21 protein-coding genes are annotated in these 21,998 nt (G+C 33.3%); 20 read left to right on the top strand and 1 reads right to left on the bottom strand.

The window, feature by feature from the left end:
• The first annotated feature begins 14 nt into the window (after positions 1-14).
• The 5 genes from rplU (at position 15) to LIX50_RS05560 (ending at position 2,977) form a co-directional block, all read left to right on the top strand.
• On the top strand, positions 15-326 hold the full coding sequence (rplU, locus tag LIX50_RS05580) for a 50S ribosomal protein L21 (protein ID WP_005626416.1): 312 nt from the start codon (positions 15-17) through the stop codon (positions 324-326).
• 20 nt (positions 327-346) lie between these two features.
• The gene (rpmA, locus tag LIX50_RS05575; protein ID WP_005626413.1) at positions 347-604 is read left to right on the top strand and encodes a 50S ribosomal protein L27; all 258 of its coding nucleotides are present in this window, start codon (positions 347-349) and stop codon (positions 602-604) included.
• Between the two features lie 80 nt (positions 605-684).
• Positions 685-1,605, top strand: a complete 921-nt coding sequence (locus tag LIX50_RS05570; protein ID WP_048952737.1) for a DMT family transporter — start codon at positions 685-687, stop codon at positions 1,603-1,605.
• Positions 1,606-1,632: 27 nt separating this feature from the next.
• The gene (gene cgtA, locus LIX50_RS05565; RefSeq protein ID WP_048952738.1) at positions 1,633-2,805 is read left to right on the top strand and encodes an Obg family GTPase CgtA; all 1,173 of its coding nucleotides are present in this window, start codon (positions 1,633-1,635) and stop codon (positions 2,803-2,805) included.
• Between the two features lie 4 nt (positions 2,806-2,809).
• Positions 2,810-2,977, top strand: a complete 168-nt coding sequence (locus tag LIX50_RS05560) for a hypothetical protein (RefSeq protein WP_226385906.1) — start codon at positions 2,810-2,812, stop codon at positions 2,975-2,977.
• A gap of 64 nt (positions 2,978-3,041) precedes the next feature.
• On the opposite strand, the gene typA is transcribed toward LIX50_RS05560, so the two are convergent.
• Complete coding sequence (gene typA / locus LIX50_RS05555; RefSeq protein WP_048952739.1) at positions 3,042-4,892, bottom strand: translational GTPase TypA; 1,851 nt, start codon at positions 4,890-4,892, stop codon at positions 3,042-3,044.
• 245 nt (positions 4,893-5,137) lie between these two features.
• Here typA and glnA point away from each other — a divergent pair, with 245 nt between their 5' ends.
• The 15 genes from glnA (at position 5,138) to rfbB (ending at position 21,952) form a co-directional block, all read left to right on the top strand.
• A complete protein-coding gene (gene glnA / locus LIX50_RS05550; RefSeq protein WP_048952740.1) occupies positions 5,138-6,562 on the top strand; it encodes a glutamate--ammonia ligase in 1,425 nt (474 codons plus the stop codon).
• Between the two features lie 173 nt (positions 6,563-6,735).
• The gene (locus LIX50_RS05545) at positions 6,736-7,854 is read left to right on the top strand and encodes an LPS O-antigen chain length determinant protein WzzB (protein WP_080351515.1); all 1,119 of its coding nucleotides are present in this window, start codon (positions 6,736-6,738) and stop codon (positions 7,852-7,854) included.
• A gap of 19 nt (positions 7,855-7,873) precedes the next feature.
• Positions 7,874-9,340, top strand: a complete 1,467-nt coding sequence (locus LIX50_RS05540) for a flippase (RefSeq protein ID WP_048952741.1) — start codon at positions 7,874-7,876, stop codon at positions 9,338-9,340.
• Positions 9,340-10,449 carry a UDP-galactopyranose mutase gene (glf, locus tag LIX50_RS05535; protein ID WP_048952742.1) on the top strand — a complete coding sequence of 370 codons (1,110 nt, stop codon included), beginning with the start codon at positions 9,340-9,342 and terminating at the stop codon, positions 10,447-10,449. The genes LIX50_RS05540 and glf overlap by 1 nt, the downstream gene beginning before the upstream one ends.
• 11 nt (positions 10,450-10,460) lie before the next feature.
• Positions 10,461-11,576, top strand: coding sequence for a glycosyltransferase family 4 protein (locus LIX50_RS05530; RefSeq protein WP_065422541.1), 1,116 nt, complete (start codon positions 10,461-10,463; stop codon positions 11,574-11,576).
• The gene (locus tag LIX50_RS05525) at positions 11,569-12,369 is read left to right on the top strand and encodes a LicD family protein (RefSeq protein ID WP_048952743.1); all 801 of its coding nucleotides are present in this window, start codon (positions 11,569-11,571) and stop codon (positions 12,367-12,369) included. Before LIX50_RS05530 ends, LIX50_RS05525 begins: the two co-directional genes overlap by 8 nt.
• Positions 12,362-13,339 (top strand): glycosyltransferase family 2 protein, encoded by a 978-nt coding sequence (locus tag LIX50_RS05520; protein WP_048952744.1) that lies wholly within the window; start codon positions 12,362-12,364, stop codon positions 13,337-13,339. The genes LIX50_RS05525 and LIX50_RS05520 overlap by 8 nt, the downstream gene beginning before the upstream one ends.
• 23 nt (positions 13,340-13,362) lie before the next feature.
• Positions 13,363-14,355 (top strand): glycosyltransferase family 2 protein, encoded by a 993-nt coding sequence (locus tag LIX50_RS05515; protein ID WP_048952745.1) that lies wholly within the window; start codon positions 13,363-13,365, stop codon positions 14,353-14,355.
• A gap of 1 nt (position 14,356) precedes the next feature.
• Positions 14,357-15,607, top strand: coding sequence for an O-antigen ligase family protein (locus tag LIX50_RS05510; protein ID WP_048952746.1), 1,251 nt, complete (start codon positions 14,357-14,359; stop codon positions 15,605-15,607).
• Between the two features lies 1 nt (position 15,608).
• The gene (locus LIX50_RS05505; RefSeq protein ID WP_111407668.1) at positions 15,609-16,316 is read left to right on the top strand and encodes a 2-C-methyl-D-erythritol 4-phosphate cytidylyltransferase; all 708 of its coding nucleotides are present in this window, start codon (positions 15,609-15,611) and stop codon (positions 16,314-16,316) included.
• Complete coding sequence (locus LIX50_RS05500; RefSeq protein ID WP_048952748.1) at positions 16,317-17,339, top strand: alcohol dehydrogenase catalytic domain-containing protein; 1,023 nt, start codon at positions 16,317-16,319, stop codon at positions 17,337-17,339.
• Positions 17,327-18,295 (top strand): beta-1,6-N-acetylglucosaminyltransferase, encoded by a 969-nt coding sequence (locus LIX50_RS05495; protein ID WP_204371007.1) that lies wholly within the window; start codon positions 17,327-17,329, stop codon positions 18,293-18,295. The genes LIX50_RS05500 and LIX50_RS05495 overlap by 13 nt, the downstream gene beginning before the upstream one ends.
• Positions 18,288-19,709, top strand: a complete 1,422-nt coding sequence (gene wbaP / locus LIX50_RS05490; protein ID WP_048952750.1) for an undecaprenyl-phosphate galactose phosphotransferase WbaP — start codon at positions 18,288-18,290, stop codon at positions 19,707-19,709. Before LIX50_RS05495 ends, wbaP begins: the two co-directional genes overlap by 8 nt.
• A gap of 23 nt (positions 19,710-19,732) precedes the next feature.
• Complete coding sequence (locus tag LIX50_RS05485; RefSeq protein ID WP_080351516.1) at positions 19,733-20,833, top strand: acyltransferase family protein; 1,101 nt, start codon at positions 19,733-19,735, stop codon at positions 20,831-20,833.
• Positions 20,834-20,932: 99 nt separating this feature from the next.
• Positions 20,933-21,952 carry a dTDP-glucose 4,6-dehydratase gene (gene rfbB, locus LIX50_RS05480; protein ID WP_080351517.1) on the top strand — a complete coding sequence of 340 codons (1,020 nt, stop codon included), beginning with the start codon at positions 20,933-20,935 and terminating at the stop codon, positions 21,950-21,952.
• Positions 21,953-21,998 lie beyond the last annotated feature (46 nt).

Here is a 21,998-nt window from a genome sequence, read left to right as displayed (position 1 = left end):
TAAGCGGAGTATTTATGTACGCAGTTTTCCAAAGTGGCGGTAAACAACACCGTGTGAGCGAAGGTCAAGTTGTTCGTTTAGAAAAACTTGAACTTGCAACTGGCGCAACAGTTGAGTTCGATTCTGTGTTGATGGTCGTTAATGGTGAAGATGTTAAAATCGGTGCACCAGTAGTTGCTGGCGCAAAAGTAGTGGCTGAAGTAGTTGCACAAGGTCGTGGCGAGAAAGTTAAAATCGTTAAATTCCGTCGTCGCAAACACAGCCGTAAACAACAAGGTCATCGTCAGTGGTTCACAGAAGTGAAAATCACTGGGATTCAAGCATAATTTCAGAGGAGATCAAGTAGATGGCAACTAAAAAAGCTGGTGGTTCAACTCGTAACGGTCGCGATTCTGAAGCTAAACGCCTTGGTGTTAAACGTTTCGGTGGCGAATCTGTATTAGCAGGTAGCATCATTGTTCGTCAACGTGGTACTAAGTTCCACGCGGGTAGTAACGTAGGTATGGGTAAAGACCACACCTTATTCGCAACTGCAGATGGCAAAGTTAAATTTGAAGTAAAAGGTGAGAAAAGCCGTAAATACGTAAGTATTGTTACTGAATAATTTAAAATCTATTCGATTGAAACGCCCTACAATTTTGTGGGGCGTTTTGTCTTTTTTAATTTCACATAAGCGAGCAAGCAATGAAACAACAACCTTTATTAGGCTTTACTTTCGCGCTTATTACCGCTATGGCTTGGGGATCCTTACCTATCGCTCTCAAACAAGCTTTATCTGTAATGAATGCGCAAACTATCGTATGGTATCGTTTTATTGTAGCGGCGATCTCATTATTAGCCCTACTTGCTTATAAAAAGAAATTACCTGAACTAATGAAAGTCGGCCAATATGCTTGGCTTGCTATTATTGGGGTAATTGGTCTTACTGGTAATTTTCTATTATTTAGTAGTTCGCTGAATTATATTGAACCTTCAGTTGCACAAATTTTTATTCATTTATCCTCTTTTGGAATGCTCATCTGTGGTGTACTGATCTTCAAAGAAAAATTGGGGCTGCACCAAAAGATCGGGCTTTTCTTATTGTTAATTGGTTTAGGCTTATTCTTTAATGATCGTTTTGATGTATTTGCCGGACTAAATCAGTATTCAACAGGTGTCATCTTAAGCGTAGCAGGATCCCTTATTTGGGTCGCTTATGGAATGGCGCAAAAATTAATGTTGCGTAAGTTTAATTCACAACAAATCTTGCTAATGATGTATTTAGGTTGTGCCATAGCCTTTATGCCGATGGCTGAATTCTCGCAAGTACAAGAACTCACACCTTTAGCTCTAATTTGTTTTATTTACTGCTGTTTAAATACCTTAATTGGATACGGCTCTTATGCGGAAGCACTTAATCGTTGGGATGTATCAAAAGTCAGTGTTGTTATCACACTTGTGCCGCTTTTCACGATCTTATTTTCTCATATTGCGCATTATTTTAGCCCATCAGATTTTGCCGCACCAGAATTGAATAATATTAGCTATATTGGCGCATTTGTTGTAGTATGCGGGGCAATTTTATCCGCGATTGGACATAAATTATTACCGCATAAAATTCATTAAAGTGCGGTTTATTTTGGAGAAGTTTTAATGAAATTTATTGATGAATCCCTTATTCGAATTGAGGCTGGGGATGGTGGCAACGGTTGCGTAAGTTTCCGTCGAGAGAAATTTATTCCTAAAGGCGGCCCTGATGGTGGCGACGGTGGTGATGGTGGCGATGTATATTTACAAGCGGATGAAAACCTTAATACCTTAATCGATTATCGCTTTAATAAACGCTTTGCCGCAGAGCGTGGAGAGAATGGACGAAGTTCAGATTGTACAGGGCGTCGCGGTAAAGATATTATTTTACCTGTTCCCGTAGGAACTCGCGCTATTGATAACGACACTCAAGAAACCTTGGGAGATTTAACCCAACACGGTCAAAAAATGTTGGTAGCCAAAGGTGGTTATCACGGTTTAGGGAATACCCGTTTCAAATCATCGGTAAACCGTGCACCGCGTCAAAAAACAATGGGAACACCGGGCGAAAAACGAGATTTATTATTGGAATTAATGCTACTTGCTGATGTGGGAATGCTCGGTTTACCTAATGCCGGTAAATCCACTTTTATTCGTGCCGTTTCAGCCGCCAAACCAAAAGTTGCAGACTATCCATTTACCACCTTAGTGCCAAGTCTCGGTGTTGTGAAAGTGGATGACTCACACAGTTTCGTAGTCGCCGATATTCCAGGATTAATTGAGGGCGCAGCAGATGGTGCAGGGCTAGGAATTCGCTTTTTAAAACATCTAGAACGTTGTCGAGTGCTTATTCATTTAGTCGATATTGCGCCAATTGATGGCTCTAATCCGGCAGATAATGTCGCTATTATTGAATCTGAACTTTTCCAATACAGTGAAAAATTATCAGAAAAGCCACGTTGGTTAGTATTCAATAAAATTGATACGATGAGCGATGAAGAAGCTGAAGAGCGGGCTCGAGAAATTACTGAACAATTGGGTTGGGAAGAAGATTATTACCTGATTTCAGCTGCAACAGGGAAAAATGTTCCACCACTTTGTCGTGATATTATGGACTTTATCATAGCGAATCCACGCGAAGCTGAAACACAGCAAGTTGCGCCTGAAGAAGTAAAATTCAAATGGGAAGATTATCATCAGGAACAACTAGCGGAGCATCAATTTGATGATGACGAAGATTGGGATGATGATTGGACCGAAGAAGATGATGAAGGTATAGAGTTTATCTATAAACCTTAATAAAATGGCGGTTCTAGCAGTTCATCAGCTATATGCTTCTAAATACTTAAAAGAGCTTTGTGATATAGGTGTTTTGAGTGAGATATCTTTGGGAAGAGATAAATTATTTATTCATCCTAAATTGATGTCTTTACTACGAGGTGAAAATAACGAATTTACACCTTATATATAATTTTCATAAAACTTTATGATGGATTTAGGAAAATAAAAATGGGATCGCAATGATCCCATTTTTGTTAGTGAGTACTCGTGCTGGTTGTAGTACGGTTTGCACGTTTACGATCGTTTTCCGTTAAGAGTTTTTTACGGATACGGATCGATTCAGGTGTTACTTCTACTAATTCGTCGTCATCAATAAACTCAATGGCTTGTTCAAGTGTAAATTTCACGGGTGTGGTTAATACGATGGCATCATCTTTACCTGATGCACGCATATTGGTGAGTTTTTTACCTTGTAAACAGTTAACAGTTAAGTCGTTTGTACGGCTATGAATACCGATAATTTGACCCTCGTAAACTTCTACGTTGGCTTCGATCATTAATTTACCACGTTCTTGTAAACCAAACAGTGCATAAGCAAGTGCTTTACCTGTTGCGTTAGAAATTAATACACCGTTTTTACGTTGGCCGATTTCACCTGGTTTGATGTCATCGTAGTGATCAAAACTAGAGTAAAGTAAACCGGTACCTGAAGTCATGGTCATAAATTCACCACGGAAACCGATTAAGCCACGGCTTGGGATGATGTATTCTAAACGAACACGACCTTTGCCATCTGGCATCATATCGCGAACTTCACCTTTACGGATACCTAATGCTTCCATGACAGAACCTTGGTGTTGTTCTTCCACGTCGATAGTCACTTGTTCGTAAGGCTCTTGTTTTCTGCCGTCGATTTGACGATAGATTACTTTAGGACGAGAAACTGCAAGCTCATAACCTTCACGACGCATATTTTCAATTAATACAGAAAGGTGTAATTCACCACGGCCAGAAACACGGAATTCATCTGGGTTTGGTGTTTCTTCTACACGTAATGCCACGTTGTGAACTAATTCTTTGTTTAAACGTTCAAGAATTTGACGAGAAGTCACATATTTACCTTCTTGACCTGCAAACGGAGAAGTGTTTACACAGAAGAACATGGTTACGGTTGGTTCATCAACAGTTAATGAAGGTAAGGCTTCAACCGCGTTGATATCACAAATAGTATCCGAGATATTTAATTCACCTAAACCGGTAATGGCAATGATGTCTCCTGCGTAAGCAACATCTTCTTCATAACGTTGTAAACCGAGGTGACCTAATACTTGACCTACACGGCCTTGACGAGTTTTACCTTCGCCATCAATGATAGTCACAGGTTGATTTGGTTTGATAGCACCACGTTTGATACGACCGATACCGATAACACCCACGTAGCTGTTATAGTCTAGTTGGGAGATTTGCATTTGGAATGGGGCATCAAGTTTCACTTTTGGCGGTTCTACGTGTTGAACGATCGCTTCAAATAACGGCGTCATATCTTCCGCTAATTCTTCGTGTTCAAGACCTGCTACACCATTTAATGCAGAAGCATAGATAATAGGGAAGTCTAATTGCTCATCCGTTGCGCCAAGGTTAACGAATAAATCGAACACTTGATCCACCACCCAATCAGGACGTGCGCCTGGGCGGTCAACTTTGTTGATAACTACGATTGGTTTTAAACCGTGAGCAAAGGCTTTTTGGGTTACGAAACGCGTTTGTGGCATTGGACCGTCAAACGCATCTACCACTAAAAGTACAGAGTCCACCATAGAAAGCACACGTTCTACTTCACCACCGAAGTCTGCGTGTCCTGGGGTGTCTACGATGTTAATACGATAACCATTCCAGTTAATTGCGGTATTTTTTGCAAGAATGGTAATACCACGTTCTTTTTCAAGATCGTTTGAGTCCATTACGCGTTCATCAACATCACCACGAGTGGATTCAAATGTACCAGATTGTTGAAGAAGTTTGTCAACGAGGGTGGTTTTACCATGGTCAACGTGAGCGATAATTGCGATATTGCGCAATTTGTTAATATCAATGTCGTTTTTCATTTATTACTTTCTTAAAGTTTAAGTTTTATAAGGTGGAATTTTAACACCACCGAATAGTCCAAGTAGTTTAAATTGGTGAGTAGAACTCACCCTACAAGAATGTTGAAAGGGCAAAAATTATACACGATATTTCGTTGATCTGCTATGCTGGGTGATAAAATAAATCCCATGAAAAAAGCAAGTGGTTGCGTTATAATGCTCTTTTAATTTTTATAAAGATTATATAGCAAAATAGAGGACTCCTTATGCCAAATGCAAATGCAAATGCAATTGCCAACGTATTCAAACTGATCGAAGAGAACGATATTAAGTTCGTGTTACTTCGCTTCACTGACATTAAAGGTAAAGAACACGGCGTTTCCATCCCGGTTAGCCTTGTCGATGAAGATATGTTTGAAGATGGTAAAATGTTCGATGGCTCTTCTGTTGAAGGTTGGAAAACCATTAACAAAGCCGATATGCTTTTAATGCCAATTGCTGAAACTGCAGTAGTCGATCCATTTGCGCAGATCCCAACACTTTCAATTCGTTGTAGCGTTTATGAACCAACAACCATGCAAAGCTATGATCGTGATCCGCGTTCAATCGCTATTCGAGCAGAAAACTATATGCGTTCAACAGGCGTTGCAGATCAGGCATTCTTTGGTCCAGAGCCAGAGTTCTTCTTATTTGATGATGTACGTTTTGATGTATCAATGAACCGTGCTTCTTTCGCCATTGATGACATTGAAGCCGCTTGGAATACCAATAAAAAATATGAAGGCGGTAACAATGCTTATCGTCCATTGAAGAAAGGTGGTTATTGTGCGGTGGCTCCAATTGATACGGCTCATGATATTCGTTCTGAAATGTGTTTAATTTTAGAAGAAATGGGCTTAGTCATCGAAGCTCATCACCATGAAGTGGCAACAGCAGGTCAAAACGAAATTGCAACGAAATTCAACAGCTTAACCTTAAAAGCGGATGAAACACAAATCTATAAATATGTGGTGCAAAACGTTGCATTAGAACACGGCAAAACCGCTTGTTTTATGCCGAAACCAATCACAGGTGATAATGGTTCAGGCATGCACTGTAATATGTCATTAAGCAAAGATGGCAAAAACATTTTCCAAGGTGATAAATATGCAGGTCTTTCTGAAACCGCGCTTTATTACATCGGTGGTATCATTAAGCATGCAAAAGCATTAAATGCATTCACTAACCCAAGTACGAACTCATATAAACGTTTAGTACCAGGTTTTGAAGCGCCAGTATTGTTGGCTTACTCTGCAAGTAACCGTTCTGCTTCAATTCGTATCCCAGCAGTAACCAACCCGAAAGCAATCCGCATTGAAGCGCGTTTCCCAGATCCGATGGCAAACCCATATCTTGCTTTCGCTGCATTATTAATGGCGGGCCTTGATGGCGTAGTGAACAAAATTCACCCAGGTGATGCAATGGATAAAAATCTTTATGATCTTCCACCGGAAGAATTAAAAGATATTCCAGCAGTCGCAAGCTCATTAGAAGAAGCGTTGAATTCATTAGAAAAAGACCATGAATTCTTAACGCAAGGTGGGGTGTTTACTAAAGACTTTATCGAAGCATTTATTAATATTAAACGTAAAGAAGTAGAACGTTTAAATATGACACCACATCCAGTTGAGTTTGAGATGTATTATGCTTAATTAAAGCTTCAATAAGGATTAAATTAACATGGAAAGTGCGGCTAATTTTAGCCGCATTTTTCTTATGAATTTATTATTATAACTTTACAATATCTTTACATAACTTTTATTGTTAATAAGAGTTATGTTCTGTAAAATCATGAAAAATAAAATATTTAAAATAAGGCATAAATATGAATGATATTAATTATCAAAACAATAGTGAAATAGATTTAATTGAGCTAATAAAAGCATTATGGCGTAAAAAGATTTGGATTTTACTATCGGCTTTTTTGGGGACAGCTATTGCGGGTGTTTACGCATTTACAGCAAAAGAGCAGTGGACTTCTACTTCAATTATTGTGGCTCCACGTTCAACTGATTTAGGCCATTTATTACATACACGCGCAGAATATGCTCGTATTATTGGTGATGGTGATTTTTCAGCTGGGAAATTATCTGATTCTCTTTACGGACAATTTAAACATTTCTTACTTTCTAACGATTTAAAACGTCAATTCTTAGAGCAATCTGAGTGGGTTAAAAACTACACCAAAGATATGACGGAAGAACAAAAAAGAAAATATATTGAAGAAACTGTTTCAAAATATCTTATTGTTCACGAAGTGGACCCTAAGAAAAAAGATTTAACTGAATTAGATAAAATTGGTTTAAAACTCACCTTCTCAGCAGAAACTCCAAAAGATGCACAACTTGTATTAGGGCAATACGTTGAATTTATAAACCAATATTTATTAAACCAAACTAATCAAGAATTTAAACTCGGCTTCAACTTGCGTTTAGATGCTTTAAAATTTGCTAAAGAGCAAATGGAAGAAAGTTTAACCGAAACTAAAACGGTTCAAGTAGAAAACTTAACAAATGCGTTAGATATTGCAAAAAAAGCAGGAATTAAAAATTTCTCAAGAGGAAATAATAACATTTCTGTACCAGAATATATGTTAGGAGATGCTCGTTTAAATATCTCTGATTCTAAACTAGCAGACGGTACATATTTATTTATGCTTGGTGAAAAATACCTGCAAGCTCAATTAGATATTGCCAAAAACAGCCCGGTTATTTACCCAACCAACTATTACAGCACAGAAAGACAGCTTGCTAAATTAACAAAATTAGCACCGCAGTTGGAATCTGTTCAAGAAGTAAAAGCGTATCATTATTTAAGCTCGCCGGATTATCCTGTAATAAAAGATAAACCGAAAAAAGCATTAATCTTAATGATTGGTTTATTGATTGGTGGGTTTATTTCAACAATCTCTATTATTTTAGCGGAATTATTTAGAAGAAAATAAAGAAAAAGTGGGAATGTAAATGGTTAAATACAAGTCAGTCAAATTTAATTTCATTATGAATTTTATTTTGACTCTATCCAACTTTATTTTCCCACTTATTACCTTTCCTTATGTTTCACGTATTTTGCAAGCATCGGGATTAGGTAAGGTTGGATTTGCAACTTCTATCATTGCTTATTTTAGTATGATTGCAATGATGGGCATTCCTACTTATGGTATTAAAGCCTGTGCTAAAATTAGGGATGACAGTTATAAATTAACAAAAACAGTTTATGAATTATTAATATTAAATACCATTTTCTTAGCGTTTTCCTTAACCTTATTATTACTATCTGTTATTTTTATTAATAAATTCTATATCGATAAAGAGCTATATATTATCCTAGCATTCTCAATGTTATTTAATGTATTAGGTATTGAATGGTTATACAAAGCTTTAGAACAGTATTCCTATATTACTATTCGTTCAATCTTTTTTAAAATAGCCTCACTTATTTTACTTTTTGTCTTTGTTAAAGAAAGTAACGATATACTCCCTTACGCAATGCTAACTGTGTTGGCATCAGTTGGGGCAGGAATATTAAATTTTTATAATCTAAGAAAGATTATTACATTATATAAAATCACATTTAAACAGTTAGAGATAACAAAACATATAAAACCTTCATTCACATTTTTCTTATTGACAATATCAATTACGATTTATGTTAATCTTGATTCGATCATGCTTGGTTTCATGACAAGTGATGATAATGTTGGCTACTATTCAGCAGCGGTAAAAATTAAACAAATTTTAGTAACTCTTGTAACGTCATTAGGTGCAGTAATGTTACCAAGATTAGCCTTTTATTATGAGCAAAAGCGCTTTGATGAGTTTAAAGATCTTGTTAAAAATGCACTAGGTTTTATTCTTATTGTATCATTACCATTAACGATTTATTTTACGTTATATGCTAAAGATGCCATTTTACTATTATCAGGTGAATCATTTTTAGCTTCAGTTGAACCCATGCAAATCATTATGCCAACAGTGTTTCTTATTGCATTATCTAACTTAATGGGATGGCAAATTTTAGTTCCGATGGATAGAGAGAAGCAGATTGTATTCTCTACAATTATTGGAGCGATAGTTGGCGGTATAATCAATATTTTTGCTATTCCTTATCTGGGTGTTAATGGAGCTGCAATCGCAAATTTATGTGCAGAATGTGCAGTTGTTGTTGTTCAAATTATTTTATTAAGAAAGTTCATTTTCCCTATTTTAGCTAAAATAAACATCTGGAAAATGTTAATAGCATTGTTTATTTCAACAGGCGTAACTTTGTTAATACCATTTAACTCAAATGAAATTATTAACTTATTATTATCATCAATTTTATTTTTTGGTAGTTATCTAATAAGTTTATTGATTTTAAAAGAACCAATGGTATATCAAATTTTTTCATCTGTTTTAAACAAAATTAAATTAAAAAGGAATGCATTGTAATGTCAAATTATGATTATTTAGTTGTTGGTGCAGGATTATTCGGAGCTGTTTTTGCAAGAGAAGCAGCATTAGCTGGCAAAAAAGTAAAAGTGATTGAAAAGCGCGGTCATATTGCAGGAAATATTTACACTAAAGAGGTGGAAGGGATCCAAGTTCACGAATATGGGGCTCATATTTTTCATACGAGCGATAAAGAAATTTGGGATTATGTAAATCAATTTGCAGAATTTAACCGCTATACGAATACTCCTATCGCAAATTATAGAGGTGAAATTTATAACTTACCTTTTAATATGAATACCTTTAATAAATTATGGGGTGTCGTCACACCAGCAGAAGCACTGGCAAAAATTGAAGAGCAAAGACAGGTATTAAAGGAGAAAGAACCTTCAAACCTTGAAGAGCAAGCAATCTCCCTAGTGGGTACTGATATCTATAACAAATTAATTAAAGACTATACAGAAAAACAATGGGGTAAGCCTTGTTCTGAACTCCCTGCTTTTATTATTAAGCGTTTACCTGTTCGATTAACTTACAATAATAATTACTTTAACGATACTTATCAGGGTATTCCTATTGGTGGTTATACACAAATAGTCGAGAAAATGCTCTCGCATCCAAATATTGATGTGGAAACAAGCGTCGATTTTTTTGCAAATAAAGAAGACTACTTAGCAGCTTATCCGAAGATTGTTTTCACCGGTATGATTGATGAGTTTTTTGATTATCAATTAGGGGAATTAGAATACAGAAGTTTACGTTTTGAAACAGAAACCCTAGATATGGAAAATTATCAAGGCAACGCCGTAGTGAATTATACCGATTCAGAAACGCCTTATACCCGTATTATTGAACATAAACATTTTGAATTTGGTACACAGCCTAAAACAATTATTACTAAAGAACATTCAAAAACATGGCAAAAAGGTGATGAGCCTTATTATCCTGTAAATAACGAAGAAAATAATCGCTTATACGCACAATATACAAAATTGGCTGAAGAGCAGAAAAATGTCATTTTTGGTGGACGTTTGGGGATGTATCGCTATTTTGATATGCACCAAGTGATTGCGGTAGCGTTAAAAGCAGTAAGAACCGAATTAAATTAATTGGATTTTTAATGAAAAAAATATCAATACTACACTTATCCCAAGTATCTGGCGGCGGCGTAGAAAAGTATATTAAACTATTCCTAAAATATTCAAATAATGAAAAGTTTGATAATTATCTTGTTGCTCCTAACTTAGATAATTATAAAGAATATAAGATAAAAAAATCTTTTGAATTTAATACAAATCAATCCTTTTCTATCATTCAATTGCTAAAAAATGTACTCTTTATCAGAAAAATTTTTAAAGAAATTAAACCTGATATAGTGTATTTACATAGTACTTTTGCAGGTGTAATAGGAAGGCTAGCTGCTGTGGGTTGTAATTGTAAGGTTGTTTATAATCCTCATAGTTGGTCTTTCAAAATGGACATATTATCTATTAAGAAATTATTCTATAAATCTATTGAATTTTTCTTATCTTTCTTTACTGACAAATATATTTTGATTTCTAAATCAGAATATGAATTAGCCAAAAATATTTGTTTTAATAATAGAAAATTAGAGATCATTTATAATGGTATAGAAATTAATGAAAGACACAATGAAATCAAGGAACTGTCGGCTTCATTAAGTGGTATGTATGTAATAGGGATGGTTGGACGTATTTGCGAACAAAAAAATCCCTTATTTTTTGTAGAATTTGCTAAAGAGCTTTATAAATTAAGGAAAGATATCTTTTTCATTATTGTTGGTGACGGTGAACTTAAAAAAGAGATTGAAAATAAAATTGTTGAATATGGAATGGAGGATCATTTTCTAATTACAGGGTGGGTGAATAACCCTAAAGATTATATTGAATTATTTGATCAAGCGGTTTTATTTTCAAAATGGGAAGGTCTATGCTTATCTATTGCAGAATATATGTTAGCAAGGAAACCTATTTTAGCTACAGATATTGGTGGAATTAATGATTTAATTCAAAATAATGTTACTGGGTTGTTAATTAATAACTTTAATCTAAATGATGCGGTAATAAGTTCATTAAAAATAAGAGAGAATGAAAAACTATCATATAACATATCGAAAAATGCTTATGATTTAGTTATTAATAAATTTTCTATTGAGAAACAAATGGGAAATATTGAAAATTTATTCTTTAATATGTTGGAAAAAGAAAATGAATGATTTAAAAAAAATACAGAAAATTGAGTTAGATATGCTAAAAGTATTCCATTCCATTTGTATAGAGAATAAGCTTCGTTATTATGCTGTGGGGGGGACTCTATTAGGAGCAGTTAGACATAAAGGATTTATCCCATGGGATGATGATATTGATCTTGCAATGCCGAGATCTGATTTTGAAAAATTTATAGAAATAGCGCATGAGGTATTACCTGCTAACTTAGGTTTGCATAGAAGCAAATTAAATTTAAATACATTACAGTTAGTTAATAATAAAACATGTGTAAAAAAAGGAAAAATTGAAACTCCAATATACTTAGATATTTTTCCTTTCGATGGTTACCCATCAAAAAAAATTAATAATATAATTTATAAATATAAGATCTTATTTAGAAGAATGATGTGCAAATTATCTGTAATTAATTTGCTTTCAGACAGGGATCGGGGAACGCTAGAAAATTTAATAGTTTTTCTAGGTAAATTATTTAATACTAATAAATTATTAAATTCAGATAAGCAATTAAATAAATTACAAGAGTTAATTAAGAATTATTCTTATGATACTTCATTTCTAGTTGGAAATATTCTAGGTAGATACAGAGAAAGAGAAATTGTAGAAAAAAGAATAATTGGGGAGGGAAAATTATTAAGATTTGAAGATACTGAGATATTTGTACCTGATGATTATTCAAAATATCTTACAAAAATATATGGAGATTATATGAAGTTACCTTCTTTTAAGGATAGAACTACACAGAATTTAAAAATAGTTTTTATCGGGGAATCATATGAGTAATATTTTAGTAAGTATTATCGTTCCTGTATATAATGTAGAAAAATATTTAGCCTTCTGTGTAGAAAGTTTAGTTAAGCAAACTTATAAAAATATAGAAATATTACTTATTGATGATGGCTCTACAGATAAGTCTGGAAAAATTTCAGATGAATGGGCAGAAAGAGATTCAAGAATAAAAGTCTTTCATAAAGAAAATGGTGGTTTATCAGACGCAAGGAATTTCGGTGTGCGTCATGCATCTTCAGATTGGATTATGTTTATTGACTCTGATGACTATTATGAATTATTTGCAGTAGAATATCTCGTTAGAATTAAAGAAAAATATAATGCGGATTTAATCGCTACTGCATTAAAAGGAGTATCTAAACACAATTCTTTTGAAAATAGAGAAATAACTGAACGCGATATATCTGATGCTTTGCATATGAGCAAATATCAAGCTTTGGAAGAGATGTTTTACTCTAAACGTTTTTCTTCTTCGGCTTGTGGAAAACTTATAAATAAAGATCTTCTCTTACAAAATGAATATCCTAAGGATAAATTATTTGAAGATATGGCAACTACTTACAAACATATTCATAATGCTAAAAATATTTATATTGCACCAATAAAAATTTATGGATATTTTAAGCGAGAAGGTAGTATTGTTAACAGTAAGTTTAATGAAAAATATCTTTATATTTTAGATATAATAAATGATATTCATTCTTTCTTAAATAAAGAATATAATGATAATAGCATAAAGAAAGCGGCTAATGTAAGAAGTGTTTTCCTGTTATTGGAACTTGGAAATACCTTGCTTCGTTCAGGAATGTATGTTGATTTGAGAGATATTAGAGAGAGAATATGGCGTTATAAATACGATTTCTTTGTAAATAGTAGGGTTTCATTGAAAAACAAAATAAAATCGCTACTTTTTCTCTTTTTTCCAACGTTTTATAACTATATTAGAGTTAAATTATTAAATTAATTATAGGTTTAGAGTTATTAATTATGAATAAAGTTTTGACAATTACCGTCCCCTCCTATAATGCAGAAAATTATCTATTAGAGACAATTCCAACAATGTTATCAGTTTCTAATCCAGAAAAATTAGAAATTATCATTGTCAATGATGGGTCTAAGGATAATACATTAGCTGTTGCGCAACAGTTAAAGGAAAATTATCCTGAAACTATCGTAATTGTTGATAAAGAGAATGGTGGTCATGGTTCTACTATTAACGCAGGCATTAAAATTGCGACAGGCAAATATTTTAAAGTCGTTGATGCTGATGATTGGATAGAATCTAAAAATCTAAATGAGCTTATCGGCTATTTAGAAAAATGTAATGATGACGAAGTAATATCCCCATTTGTTAAAGTATATACCGATAAAAATACTGAAGAAGTTTATTCGTATAAGCCTAAGTTAAATCAAAAAACTTATCAATATGATGATTTCTTATCTGAGATAAATGAATTGCCTAAGATGCATGCGATTTGTATAAAAACAGAAATCTTGCAGAAGAATAATATTCATATCGATGAGAACTGTTTCTATGTAGATCTAGAATATAATGTATTTCCTATACCTTATATTAAAACTATTTCATACTTTGAATTGCCTATCTATCGTTATAGATTAGGCTCCCCAATACAAAGTGTGAGTATGTCTAGCTATATAAAAAATATAAAAATGCACGAGAAAGTTCTTTTTTCTTTAATTCATTTTTATAATTCTTATCAAAATATCTCTAAAGTGCAGAAGAATTTGCTTGAAGATTTAATATCTAGTGTTGTAACAACCCAGGCGAATATCTTTTTAGCGAGAGATGACATTAATCAAGCCAAGAAAGAATTTATCGATTTTGAGAAAAAATTAGAAAATGCGAATAATATCTTTGCTAGAAAAAGTATTGGACGTAAGTTGCGTATAGTTCGGGGTTCTAAATATCTATTATTTTCTTTAATTAGTTTAATTTATAAGCGAAAATTAGCATTGTAATATGATGAGTAGAAAACTATCTTCTTTTCTAGAATATTTGTTTTTCTTATTGATAGTAATATCAACAAGAAGTATTTTTATTCATCTTTTAGATGGGGCACATAATGATAGAATAGTAAAAATACTTATCTTAATTGTATCAATGTTTATATTATTATTAAATATTAATAGCTTAAGATTAGAAAAAAAGTCCTTGCTAGGGATTGTGCTGTATTATATAGTATCCGGAGCTTTACTTTTTTATAATGTTCTTATAATAAAAGATGGAATATTGGCTTTTATATTTAATATTATTCTTTTATTACCTATCTTTTGGATTGTTTGTAGAGTATTTTATTTGAATAATAGACTTGTCTATTTATTGCATAAATACTCTGATATTGTTTTTATTATAGCTTCAATTTCATTATTTTTTTGGTTAGCAGGGAGTCTTCTAGATATTATTGAACCAAATTCCTATTTAACTTCAATTTGGGCGGATGAAGATGGTAGGCTAATTAATGGGTATTATTATCTATATTTCGAAACTCAAAAAATTAACCTATTGGGCTTTGAAGGCTGGCGTAATACTTCAATTTTTGTTGAAGGTCCTATATTTAATATTGTTCTTTTAGTTGCGTTTGTTAATCTACTTTTCTTAGATAAACGGAGTAAAAAAAGTATCAATATAAAAGCCTTGATTATTCTTGTTAGTATTTTTAGTGTGTTATCTACAACAGGAATATTCTTATCTATCTTTATATTATTATATAAATTCTACTTTAGGAATAAACTAACCAGAAAGAGAATACGTCTCTTACTTTCATTAAGTCCTGTATTACTTTATGCAACTATATTATTTCTTTATAACCTTGCATTAGATAAAGCGCAAACAGGTTCCGCATCCATGCGTGTTGATGATATTCATGCAGGTATAATAGCTTGGTTAGATAGCCCTATTGTTGGAAATGGTTACACCCATTTAGAAGCGATTTTTAAATATATGAATATGTCTATCCGACCTAATACAGGTTATAGTAATGGGATTTTAAGTACTTTAGTGCAAGGTGGGATAACATTATTTTTGATTTATTTCCTTCCTTTTATCTTGCTTTTTATTAAAAAAGGAAGAGATATGAAATTTGTTATTATTATGTGGTTTGTTATTATGTTTAGTACTATTATTGATAACACACCATTATTTTTATTTCTATGTGCTTTATCTTATTCTGTTTGCTTTGCAAAGAATGATATTAAAAAATTAGGATATTAATATGATCTACGCTGGAATTTTAGCGGGTGGTAAAGGCACTCGTATGGGTATTACAGATATGCCAAAACAATTCTTAGAATTAGGTACCAAGCCAATTCTAATTCATACTGTTGAAAAATTTCTTCTTGTACCTGAGTTTGAAAAGATTGTACTGGGCGTTCACCCTGATTGGGTAAGCTATACTGAAGATCTTATTGATAAATATTTGAGTGCACATACCGAACGTATTTTAGTTACTGAAGGTGGAGTTGATCGTAATTCGACTATTGAGAATGTGATCAATGCCATTAATGCACGTCGTCCTATTACAGATAAAGATATCATTGTGACACACGATTCCGTTCGCCCATTTTTAACATTAAAAACGATTCGGGAAAATATTGAGCTCGCTCAACAATATGACGCTGTTGATACCGTTGTGGAAGCCACAGATACGATTGTAGAAAGCAAAAATAATACGTTTATTACGGATATTCCTGAACGTAAATATTTATATCAAGGGCAAACGCCTCAGTCTTTTAAATGCCAAGAGTTTCTATCGCTTTATCACGCACTTTCTGCAGAGCAAAAAGAAATTTTGACCGATGCTTGTAAAATCTTTGTTATCAGTGATAAGCAAGTTGCTTTGGCGAGAGGCGAATATTCCAATATTAAAATTACGACGATTACGGATCTTAAAATTGCACGTGCGATGCTAGAGGAGGCGTAAATGCTAAATCAAGTTTTTCAGCTTGTTCGTCCTAAAAATATCATGATTAAATATGAAGATATTTCAGTTAATCAAAATGATAAGGTATTAGTTCGCCCTCTTTATATGGCATTGTGTCATGCAGATCAGCGTTATTTTCAAGGAAAGAGAGAACCGAGTATTCTAGCGAAAAAGTTGCCGATGGCGTTAATTCACGAATCTTGCGGTATAGTTGTTTCTGATCCAACCAAAACATTTAGTGTTGGACAAAAAGTGGTGATGATTCCTAATCAACCTCCAGAAGCAAGCGATGAAATTTTCTATGAAAATTACATGAAAGGAACAAAATTCCTTTCTAGCGGTTTCGATGGATTTATGCAAGAAGTTGTGCAACTTCCTCCTGATCGCCTTGTAAAATATGATGACATAGATGATACCGTTGCGGTTATTTCAGAGTTTGTAAGTGTGGCTGCTCATGCGGTTGAACGTTTTAATTGCATTTCTCATCCTGTTAGAGAACAGGTGGTAATTATTGGCGACGGTAGTTTATCCTATGTGACAGCAACGGTGCTTAATGCGTTATTCCCTAAAATTAAAATCACCGTAATTGGGCGTAATCACGAAAAGTTGAGTATGTTTAATTTTGTAGATAAAACCTATTTAACTAGTGAAATCCCTGAAGATTTTTCTTTTGATCACGCTTTTGAATGTTGCGGTGGTACAGGGAGTGAATATGCCATTGACGATATAATTAAATATATTAAACCGCAAGGTACAGTCATTTTGATGGGCGTAAGTGACAATAAAATTGCCGTAAATACACGTGATATTCTGGAAAAAGGGTTAACTGTTGTAGGTTCATCGAGATCTGGACGTACAGATTTTGAAACCGCAATAAACATAATGGCAAATAAACGTCTTCAAAATCGTTTTAAAAATATTATTTTTGAAGATAAACCTGTTCAAAATATCAATGACATTTATCGTGTTTTTGATACCGACTTAACAACATCCTTTAAAACTATTTTCAAATGGAAAGTATGATTAAAAATAAGCATGCTTATTTAATTATTGCTCATAATAAATTTGAACAGTTAGCATTTTTAGTTTCTCTATTGGATTATAAATATCATGATATTTATATTCTCGTAGATAAAAAGTCTAATTTTTCTGCTGAAGTTAAAAATAAGATTACTAAGGTGGCGAAAGAGTCAAATATCTATTTTTCTCAAGAATGCACTATTCATTGGGGCGGGTATTCTCAGATTGAAGCGGAAATGAAACTCTTTTCTTGGGCATTAGAATCTAATGATTATAGCTATTTTCATTTGTTGTCAGGTGTAGATTTACCCTTAGCAAGTAATGATGAAATTTATTCTTTCTTTGAAGCTAATCCTGAAAAAATTTTTTTGTCGTTAGTGAGTGAAGAAATCGCCCTAAAGAATCGAGTTGATGAACGCGTAAAATATGCTCATTATTTCTCTAATATAGGTTCAAGAAGTACGAATAATAAAGTTATAAGAAAAGCAATTAGTCTTTATAGAAAATTAGAAATCACTATTCAAAAAGCACTTAGGATCAATAGGTTAGATAAATACCGAATCGAAGTGGACTATGCGTCCAATTGGCTATCAATAGATCTAGAGAGTACACAATTATTAGTTAAAAATCAGGCTTTAATTAAAGATATATTTTATTACTCTGTTTTTGGTGATGAGATATTTATACCAACAATGATAAATAAATTAAACTTACAACATAAAATTTATTCGCCTATTCGCTTAAAAGATCAACCTGAAGATTTTCAGGGGAACCTTCGTTATATTAATTGGTGGGATGGGGCTCCGCATACTTGGACAGATAGCGAATCAGATAAAGCTCAGCTTTTATTTGCGAAAAAGAGCGGTCATTTTTTCTCAAGAAAATTTGATTTGGATAAGTATCCTAGTATGAAAAGCTTTATTTTAGAATTAACAAATAAAGGTAATGCCAATGACTAAATGGACACAGATTACATTATCAAAGATTATTCTTTTTTTTAGTGATTTTTTATCTTTGTTTTTACCTATTTTATTAATCTTCCCACTGCTTAACTTCTTTGGCGCAGGGCATAGCTATTTCCCTAGTGAACAATCAGATGAATATATTTATATTCATTTAGTTATGTCACTTTGTTGTGTTTCTTGGTTCTGGTTGCGATTAAGACATTATACTTACCGTAAGCCATTTTGGTTTGAATTAAAGGAAGTGATTCGAACACTAATCATCTTCTTTATTATTGAACTTGCCATTGTTGCACTCTCTAAACTCTATGTTTCTCGAACATTTTGGGTATTTACTTGGTTAATCATTTTTATTCTATTCCCAACAGCTAGAGTCTTAATGAAAAAACTCTTGCTAAAGTGGGGAATTTATAAAAAAGAAACGATTATTATTGGGGATGGAGAAAGGTTAAGAGAAGTTTATCAAGCACTAATCACAGAATCTTATCTGGGATTTGATATTAGATATATTGTTTCTCCCAACTTGATAATCAATAAAAAAACAGGGCAAGTTGAAGTAGTCTCTGATAATTTGGATGTGATTTCGTATTTATCCTTAGATAAAGAAACCGTTCAGTTTGTTCTTACTTTAAATGATGAAGATAAATTATATGCTTGGTTAAGATACCTAGCAAAAAATAATTATCGTTCAATCTCTGTTATTCCAAATGTTGCGGGGATTCCATTATATAGCACAGATATGTCGCTATTATTTAGTCACGAAATGTTATTTATGAGAATAAATAATAATCTGGCGAAACGTTCATCAAGAATATTAAAGCGTACTATGGATATTTTTGGATCTTTAGCCATTATCACTATGCTTTCTCCTGTTCTTCTTTATCTCTATTATACAGTTAAAAAAGATGGGGGTAACGCTATTTATGGACACCCTAGAATTGGTCGAAATGGTAAAACATTTAAATGTTTAAAATTTAGATCAATGGTAGTTAATTCAAAAGAAGTCTTGGAAGAACTATTAGCAAATGATCCTGAGGCAAGAGCAGAATGGGAAAAGGATTTCAAACTAAAAAATGATCCACGCATTACCAAAATTGGGGCATTTATTCGTAAAACCAGCTTAGATGAATTACCGCAGTTATTTAATGTATTAAAAGGAGAAATGAGCTTAGTAGGTCCACGCCCTATTGTTGCTGATGAGTTAGAACGCTATCAAGATGATGTAGATTATTACTTAATGGCAAAACCAGGCATGACAGGGCTATGGCAAGTAAGCGGGCGTAATGATGTGGATTATGATACCCGCGTTTACTTCGATTCTTGGTATGTAAAAAACTGGTCACTCTGGAATGATATTGCTATTTTGTTTAAAACGGTAAATGTTGTTTTGAAAAGGGACGGGGCTTATTAGATACTTATTTCGGGAAAATAAAAGTGAAATCATTAAATCTTAATTATATAACACGCTTAGATCATTTACGATTCTTTGCTGCTCTACTTGTTATTCTTGTCCATATGAAAGGTAATATCAATCTTCTACCTGAAGATACTGGCTTGTTAGGGGCTTTTTCTTCATTGAGCGGTTTTATCAAAAACTGGATTTTTAATGGTTCAGCTGGCGTAAGTTTGTTTTTGGTATTAACGGGGTTCCTCTTCTGTTTAATTAGCGATTTAGGTCATAAGAAAATCAAGTATTCAGGATTTATTTATAATCGTATATTAAGAATATTTCCTATGATGGTTCTGTTAGTCTTTGTTGTAATTACAGCAAGTCGACAAACTTCCACACCCATGGATATTTTTAGGATATTAACATTGCAGCTTAACACTGGACATGAATATACAGGGTGGGGGCACCAGTTTTACCCGAGCGGACCAATTTGGACGATTGGTGTCGAATTCCAATTTTATCTGTTATTTCCTTTTCTTGCTTTATTCTTATCTAGATTTGGTGTCAAGTACTTACTTGGTCTTATATTATTAATAGTATTGATTAAATTCAATCTGGTCGTTCTAAAAGGAGGGGCAATTTATTCTAATTTATATCACTCTATTATTGGTCGTTTAGATCAATTTCTTATAGGAATGTTATTTGCAATAATATATAAAACAAGATTAGTTCAATCTATAAAAAATAATAACGTTATATCACTATTGTTATTAATCTTATCATTGCTAATATTATCGCTAAGTTTTGGTAAAAGAAGTTTCTTATCCTTTACTATTGAAGCTATATGTTGGGGGGGAGTGATTATTTCTTATTTATCTATGAGTCTGTTTAATTCTAAGATCTTAGATAATGTTTTGGCAAGGTTAGGTGAGTTAAGCTTTTCAATTTATTTATTACATCTACCTATCATTGGGATGCTTGATGAAATCCTTGATAGAATATTTTCGTATTCACCTCCAACTACATTAATTGACCTATTTATTGCTTTTATATGGAAGGTACCAATTGTCATTATGATTGCTTTTTTAACTTTTAATGTTGTTGAAAAACCATTTATGTCATTGCGAGTTAAATATACTTCATAATTGGAGAGGTTTTATGATGAAAGAAGTAAGGTTTTCATTTTTACTATATAGTTTCTATAACCTAATTATAGGTACATAGGGTACTTTCTCTTATAAAAAATGATAAAAAAACTCTTAATCACCGGCGGTTCTGGCTTCATCGGTTCCGCCCTTATTCGATATATCATTAACCATACTCAAGATTCTGTTATCAATATTGATAAACTAACTTATGCAGCAAATCAGTCAGCTTTGAAAGAGGTAGAAAATAACCCTCGCTATACTTTTGAGCAAGTTGATATTTGTGATCTTAAGGCGATAGAAAGTGTTTTTGAGAAATATCAGCCGGATGCAGTGATGCATTTGGCGGCAGAAAGTCATGTCGATCGTTCTATTATGGGAGCAGCTGATTTTATTCAAACCAATATTGTTGGTACTTATACGTTGTTAGAGGTTGCTAAGAATTATTGGTATACCTTAGACGAAGCTAAAAAAACGACCTTTCGATTCCACCATATTTCTACTGATGAAGTATATGGGGATTTATCCCTTTCCGAACCAGACTTTACCGAACAGTCCCCTTATCATCCTAGCAGTCCTTATTCAGCCTCAAAAGCCGCGAGTGACCATTTGGTTCACGCGTGGTATCGCACTTACGGTTTGCCGGTGATTATCACAAACAGTTCCAATAACTATGGGGCTTATCAGCATGCTGAAAAACTTATCCCTTTAATAATTTCAAATGCTGTGATGGGAAAGCCTTTGCCAATTTATGGTGATGGGCAGCAGATTCGTGATTGGTTATTTGTGGAAGATCATGTTCAAGCTTTATATTTAGTTTTGACAAAAGGTCGAGTCGGGGAAAACTATAATATCGGTGGAAATTGTGAAAAAACAAACCTTGAAGTGGTTAAAACAATTTGCCAATTACTCGAAGAACTTGTGCCAAATAAGCCTAATCACATTAAGTATTACGAAGATTTAATTACTTTTGTAAAAGACCGACCTGGCCACGATGTGCGATATTCATTGGATTGTTCTAAAATTCATGCAGAATTGGGTTGGCAACCGCAAATAACTTTTGAACAAGGACTTCGTAAAACAGTAGAATGGTATCTATCGGATAATTATGCTAAATAGGTTGCCTAATTAAATAAACGAACTACATCTCCAAATAAGTACTATT

Origin of the sequence: Haemophilus sp. Marseille-P9675 (genome assembly GCF_916862695.1) — a bacterium.
Classification (GTDB): domain Bacteria; phylum Pseudomonadota; class Gammaproteobacteria; order Enterobacterales; family Pasteurellaceae; genus Haemophilus; species Haemophilus haemolyticus_K.
This window is presented reverse-complemented; position numbering and strand designations above follow the sequence as displayed.

Excerpts from the sequence above, each read along its gene's own strand:
- rplU (WP_005626416.1), top strand. The coding sequence starts at position 15 with ATGTACGCAGTTTTCCAAAGTGGCGGTAAACAACACCGTGTGAGCGAA.
- rpmA (WP_005626413.1), top strand. The coding sequence starts at position 347 with ATGGCAACTAAAAAAGCTGGTGGTTCAACTCGTAACGGTCGCGATTCT.
- LIX50_RS05570 (WP_048952737.1), top strand. The coding sequence starts at position 685 with ATGAAACAACAACCTTTATTAGGCTTTACTTTCGCGCTTATTACCGCT.
- cgtA (WP_048952738.1), top strand. The coding sequence starts at position 1,633 with ATGAAATTTATTGATGAATCCCTTATTCGAATTGAGGCTGGGGATGGT.
- LIX50_RS05560 (WP_226385906.1), top strand. The coding sequence starts at position 2,810 with ATGGCGGTTCTAGCAGTTCATCAGCTATATGCTTCTAAATACTTAAAA.
- typA (WP_048952739.1), bottom strand. The coding sequence starts at position 4,892 with ATGAAAAACGACATTGATATTAACAAATTGCGCAATATCGCAATTATC.
- glnA (WP_048952740.1), top strand. The coding sequence starts at position 5,138 with ATGCCAAATGCAAATGCAAATGCAATTGCCAACGTATTCAAACTGATC.
- LIX50_RS05545 (WP_080351515.1), top strand. The coding sequence starts at position 6,736 with ATGAATGATATTAATTATCAAAACAATAGTGAAATAGATTTAATTGAG.
- LIX50_RS05540 (WP_048952741.1), top strand. The coding sequence starts at position 7,874 with ATGGTTAAATACAAGTCAGTCAAATTTAATTTCATTATGAATTTTATT.
- glf (WP_048952742.1), top strand. The coding sequence starts at position 9,340 with ATGTCAAATTATGATTATTTAGTTGTTGGTGCAGGATTATTCGGAGCT.
- LIX50_RS05530 (WP_065422541.1), top strand. The coding sequence starts at position 10,461 with ATGAAAAAAATATCAATACTACACTTATCCCAAGTATCTGGCGGCGGC.
- LIX50_RS05525 (WP_048952743.1), top strand. The coding sequence starts at position 11,569 with ATGAATGATTTAAAAAAAATACAGAAAATTGAGTTAGATATGCTAAAA.
- LIX50_RS05520 (WP_048952744.1), top strand. The coding sequence starts at position 12,362 with ATGAGTAATATTTTAGTAAGTATTATCGTTCCTGTATATAATGTAGAA.
- LIX50_RS05515 (WP_048952745.1), top strand. The coding sequence starts at position 13,363 with ATGAATAAAGTTTTGACAATTACCGTCCCCTCCTATAATGCAGAAAAT.
- LIX50_RS05510 (WP_048952746.1), top strand. The coding sequence starts at position 14,357 with ATGATGAGTAGAAAACTATCTTCTTTTCTAGAATATTTGTTTTTCTTA.
- LIX50_RS05505 (WP_111407668.1), top strand. The coding sequence starts at position 15,609 with ATGATCTACGCTGGAATTTTAGCGGGTGGTAAAGGCACTCGTATGGGT.
- LIX50_RS05500 (WP_048952748.1), top strand. The coding sequence starts at position 16,317 with ATGCTAAATCAAGTTTTTCAGCTTGTTCGTCCTAAAAATATCATGATT.
- LIX50_RS05495 (WP_204371007.1), top strand. The coding sequence starts at position 17,327 with ATGGAAAGTATGATTAAAAATAAGCATGCTTATTTAATTATTGCTCAT.
- wbaP (WP_048952750.1), top strand. The coding sequence starts at position 18,288 with ATGACTAAATGGACACAGATTACATTATCAAAGATTATTCTTTTTTTT.
- rfbB (WP_080351517.1), top strand. The coding sequence starts at position 20,933 with ATGATAAAAAAACTCTTAATCACCGGCGGTTCTGGCTTCATCGGTTCC.